Source organism: Streptomyces anatolicus (assembly GCF_019400875.1).
GTDB lineage: Bacteria > Actinomycetota > Actinomycetes > Streptomycetales > Streptomycetaceae > Streptomyces > Streptomyces anatolicus.
Genome location: NZ_WMBF01000524.1, coordinates 1 through 4,126 on the forward strand (window position 1 = coordinate 1; position 4,126 = coordinate 4,126).

General features: G+C 73.6%; 5 protein-coding genes. 3 read left to right on the plus strand and 2 right to left on the minus strand.

Annotated elements, in window-relative coordinates; genetic code table 11:
* The first annotated feature begins 3 nt into the window (after window positions 1-3).
* Window positions 4-495 (plus strand): Fur family transcriptional regulator, encoded by a 492-nt coding sequence (locus GKQ77_RS28790; RefSeq protein ID WP_308117819.1) that lies wholly within the window; start codon window positions 4-6, stop codon window positions 493-495.
* On the opposite strand, the gene GKQ77_RS28795 is transcribed toward GKQ77_RS28790, so the two are convergent.
* The gene (locus tag GKQ77_RS28795; protein ID WP_219691918.1) at window positions 452-2,434 is read right to left on the minus strand and encodes a heavy metal translocating P-type ATPase; all 1,983 of its coding nucleotides are present in this window, start codon (window positions 2,432-2,434) and stop codon (window positions 452-454) included. The genes GKQ77_RS28790 and GKQ77_RS28795 overlap by 44 nt on opposite strands.
* A gap of 117 nt (window positions 2,435-2,551) precedes the next feature.
* Between GKQ77_RS28795 and GKQ77_RS28800 the strand changes: the two genes are divergently transcribed.
* Window positions 2,552-2,923, plus strand: coding sequence for an ArsR/SmtB family transcription factor (locus GKQ77_RS28800; protein WP_219691919.1), 372 nt, complete (start codon window positions 2,552-2,554; stop codon window positions 2,921-2,923).
* Between the two features lie 45 nt (window positions 2,924-2,968).
* On the opposite strand, the gene GKQ77_RS28805 is transcribed toward GKQ77_RS28800, so the two are convergent.
* A complete protein-coding gene (locus GKQ77_RS28805) occupies window positions 2,969-3,730 on the minus strand; it encodes an NAD(P)H-dependent oxidoreductase (RefSeq protein WP_219691921.1) in 762 nt (253 codons plus the stop codon).
* A 188-nt stretch (window positions 3,731-3,918) separates the two neighbouring features.
* On the opposite strand from GKQ77_RS28805, the gene GKQ77_RS28810 reads away from it, so the two are divergent.
* Window positions 3,919-4,113 carry a helix-turn-helix domain-containing protein gene (locus tag GKQ77_RS28810; RefSeq protein WP_372460009.1) on the plus strand — a complete coding sequence of 65 codons (195 nt, stop codon included), beginning with the start codon at window positions 3,919-3,921 and terminating at the stop codon, window positions 4,111-4,113.
* The last annotated feature ends 13 nt before the right edge of the window (window positions 4,114-4,126 follow it).

Below are 4,126 nucleotides of genomic sequence, written 5' to 3' on the forward strand. Positions count from 1 at the left end.
GGCGTGGTGAGGGGCGGGGCCGGCGCCCGGCCGGGAGGCGCCGTGCTGGGTGGCGTGCGGCGGACTCCGCAGCGTACCGCCGTGCTCGAAACCCTGGGCCGGTGCCGGGAGTTCGTCTCCGCGCAGGAGTTGCACGCCCTGCTCGCCGGGGACGGCAGCGCCGTCGGCCTCACCACCGTCTACCGCGCGCTGCGGGCCCTCGACCGTGCCGGTCTCGTCGATGTCGTACGGGACGAGACCGGCGAGCGGCTTTATCTGCGGCGGCCCACCGACGAACACCGGCACTACCTCATCTGCCGCCGCTGCGGCCGCAGCCAGCCGGTCGACGCACGGGACGTCGAGGCCTGGGCGGAACGCCTCGGCGAGACGACCGGCTTCGCCGAGCTGGAGCACACCCTGGAACTCAGCGGTGTCTGCCGGCCGTGCCGCCGCCCTACTGGCGCCACGCCGACTACTGGCGCCACGCCGAACGACGCAGCAGACGCAGGCCGTTGAGCCCGACCAGGATCGTCGATCCCTCGTGGCCCGCGACACCGAGGGGCAGCGGCAGATGTCCCGCCAGGTCCCAGATCACCAGGGCGCCGATGCACACCGAGGCGATGACCAGGTTCTGCTTGACCACCCGCCGGGCCCGCCGGGAGAGCGCCACCACGGCGGGCACGGTGGCGAGTTCGTCCCTGACCACCACGGCGTCGGCCGTCTCCAGCGTCAGATCGGAACCGCTCCTGCCCATGGCGATCCCGCTGTGCGCGGCGGCGAGCGCGGGCGCGTCGTTCACGCCGTCGCCGACGACCAGGACCCGTTCTCCTCGCGCCTCCCACTCCCGTACGGCCGCCACCTTGTCCTGCGGAAGGAGCCCCGCCCGCACGTCCTCGATGCCCGTCTCCTCCGCGAGCCGAGCGGCGGCATGCGGGGTGTCGCCAGTCAGCAACACCGGTGCGGAGCAGGTGAGTTCACGCAGTCCCGCGACGGCCTCGGCGGCGCCGGGGCGCGGCAGGTCGGTCAGGTGCAGCAGAGCGGCGGGGGCGCCGTCCACCATGACGAGGACGGTGGTCAGGGCGTCGTCACCCGCCACCGCCTTGTACGAGTCGGCGTCGTCACCCGCCACCGCCTCGTACGAGCCGGCGTCGTCGAGGAGCCTGGCCGGGCTGCCCACCTGGACCACGCGGCCCGCGACGACCGCGCGGACCCCGCGCCCGGGAGCGGCGGCGAAGTCCCGCGCGCTCTCCACCGGCAGCCCGCGCCCGCGGGCGGCGGCGACCACGGCACGGGCGAGCGGGTGCTCGCTGGGGTGCTCGGCGGCCGCGGCGAGGGCGAGCACGTCGTCCTCGGTGAGGTCCGTGCCCGGCAGCGTACGGATGTCCGTGACGCGGGGCGCGCCCTCGGTGAGCGTGCCCGTCTTGTCGAGGGCGACCTTGGTCACCGCGCCGAGCCGTTCCATCACGACCGCGGACTTGACGAGCACGCCGTGCCGCCCCGCGTTGGCGATCGCCGAGAGCAGCGGCGGCATGGTGGCGAGCACCACCGCGCAGGGCGAGGCCACGATCATGAACGTCATCGCCCGCAGAAGCGTCTCGGTGAACTCGGCGCCGAGCGCGAGGGGCACCCCGAAGAGCGCGAGGGTGGCCACCACCACGCCCACCGAGTACCGCTGCTCGACCTTCTCGATGAACAGCTGCGTGGGCGCCTTGGTCTCGCTCGCCTCCTCGACCATCGCCACGATGCGGGCGATGACGGAGTCCGAGGGGTCACGGCCCACGCGCACGCGCAGCGCACCCGTGCCGTTGAGGGTGCCCGCGAACACCTCGTCGCCCGCCTCCTTGGCCACCGGCAGCGGCTCACCGGTGATGGTGGCCTGGTCGACCTCGCTGCTGCCGTCGAGCACGGCGCCGTCCGCGGGCAGCCGCTCACCGGGCCGTACGAGCACGGTGTCGCCGATCCGCAGCGCGTCCGCCGCCACCCGCTCCTCGCCGCCCTTCTCGGTGAGCCGCAGCGCCATCGCGGGGGCGAGGTCCAGCAGGCCGCGCACGGAGTCCGCCGTGCGCCGGGTCGCAAGCGCCTCCAGCGCGCCGGAGACCGCGAAGATCACGATCAGCAGGCCGCCGTCGAGGAACTGCCCGATCGCGGCGGCGCCGAGCGCCGCGACCACCATCAGCAGATCGACATCCAGGCTCCGCTCCCGCAGCGCCTGGATCCCGGCGACGGCGGGCTCCCAGCCGCCGGCCGCGTAACACACGGCGTAGAGCGGGCCCCACGCCCAGGCGGGGGCCCCGGCGAGGTCGAGCGGGAACGCGAGCAGGAACGCGGCCGTGGCCAGCGCGGCCCAGCGCACCTCGGGCAGGGCGAGGAGCCGGGTGCGGCGCGCCGGTGCGGGCGCGGCCGGTGCGGAGGCGGAGGCCGGGGTCGGCCGGTCGCCCACCAGAGCGGAAGACATCGGAGCACACCTCGTCGTCGACGGATCCCCGGGGGCGGGGGAGCCCAGGGGTCGGAGGAGCCACCATAACGGAACACATGAAGAGGTCTTCAAGTATACGACGAGTAGGATTGCCGCATGGGACACGGAGTCGACAGCAAAATCACCCCTGCGACGCACCTCGACGCGGACTCCGCCGCCACGATCGCCGCCACCCTCCAGGCGCTGGCCACCCCGTCCCGGCTGATGATCCTCACCAAGCTGCGCCAGGGGCCGTGCGGTGTCGGCGCGCTCGCCGACGCGGTCGGCATGGAACAGTCGGCGGTCTCCCACCAGTTGCGCCTGCTGCGCGCCCTCGGTCTGGTCACCGGCTCGCGCCAGGGCCGCCGCATCGTCTACAGCCTCTACGACAACCACGTCGCCCAGCTCCTGGACGAGGCCGTCTACCACATCGAGCATCTGCGCCTTGGCGCGCGCGACCTGCCCGCGTCGCGGGACACTCTCGACTGAGCGGCGCCGGGGGGACCGAGTGGTGCGGCGGGGGTCGAGTGATCGTCAGCGGTGCACGCCCACCCCGGACCGCCCTGGCGCGAACTGGGGCCGCAGCACCAGATCCTCGTCGTACGCCCCGCCGTTCTCGTGGTGGAAGGGCAGTGGCGGTGTGGTCTCCAGGGTGCGCAGGCGCTCGCGCAGGGCCTCCGCGCTCCGGGCGTGTCCGGCCTCCGTGAGCCGGTCCGCGCCGTAGACCGCGAACGGCGGGAGCGCCGCCATGCCGGTGTACCAGAACGTGCCGTGCAGCAAGGGGAACAGCACCTCTTCCAGGTGCCCGTGGATGCCGCGCGGGCCGAATCCGGACTCCCGGGCGCCGACCGAGGTGACGATCAGCGCGCGCTTCCCGGCGAGACCGCCGTCGCCGTATCGCAGGGTGCGGCCGTCGGGCCCCTTGATGCCGAAGCCGAAGCCCTGGACCAGTACGCGGTCGAACCAGCCCTTGAGGATCGCGGGCGGCCCGAACCACCACAGCGGGAAGTGGAGGACGAGCGTGTCCGCCCAGGCGATCTTCTCCTGTTCGCGGCGGATGTCCGCGCTCAACTCGCCGTCGGCGTAAGCGCGTTCCTGCTCGGCGCCGACGAAGAGGCGTTCGTCGGGCGCGGTGCCGAAGTCGTCGGCGTCCACCACGGCCTTCCAGTCCATGGCGTACAGGTCGGAGACGCGGTGCTCGTGGCCGAGCGCCTTCAGCGTGCGAAGTCCCTCGGTCATCAGGGAACCGGCGAGGGAGCGCTGTTCGGGGTGGGCGAAGATCCAGAGAACGTTCATGCCTCGATCCTGCGGGGCCCGCTCTGGGGGTCACGAGTGGCCAGATGGACATGGCCCGCAAGGATCTGGCCACGGGGGAAGGTGGCCCGGGGCTGCCGCTCGCGGGGCTGTCGCCGCACACCTCGCGCGCGTGGTGACGGTGGCGGGCGGACCGGCCCTGCTGGAGCTGGCGGGCGTTCGAGCTGACGGTGCCGCTGACCTCACGCGAGCTGGCCGGGACCATCGGCGTATCGCGGGAGATGGTGGCGCGCCTGCTGAGGGACCTGCGCGCCAGCGGGGCGCTCATCACCAAGGGCCGCACCCTGGTCGTCGTACGGCCCGACGTCCTGCGCCGCGTAGCCGCCCTACCGGACTCGGAGGAGGACGCCCACCCTCACCCGTGAGACCACCCCCACC

Bases quoted from the DNA above. Each gene is read 5' to 3' on its own strand.
- GKQ77_RS28795 (WP_219691918.1), bottom strand. From the start codon at position 2,434: ATGTCTTCCGCTCTGGTGGGCGACCGGCCGACCCCGGCCTCCGCCTCC.
- GKQ77_RS28800 (WP_219691919.1), top strand. From the start codon at position 2,552: ATGGGACACGGAGTCGACAGCAAAATCACCCCTGCGACGCACCTCGAC.
- GKQ77_RS28805 (WP_219691921.1), bottom strand. From the start codon at position 3,730: ATGAACGTTCTCTGGATCTTCGCCCACCCCGAACAGCGCTCCCTCGCC.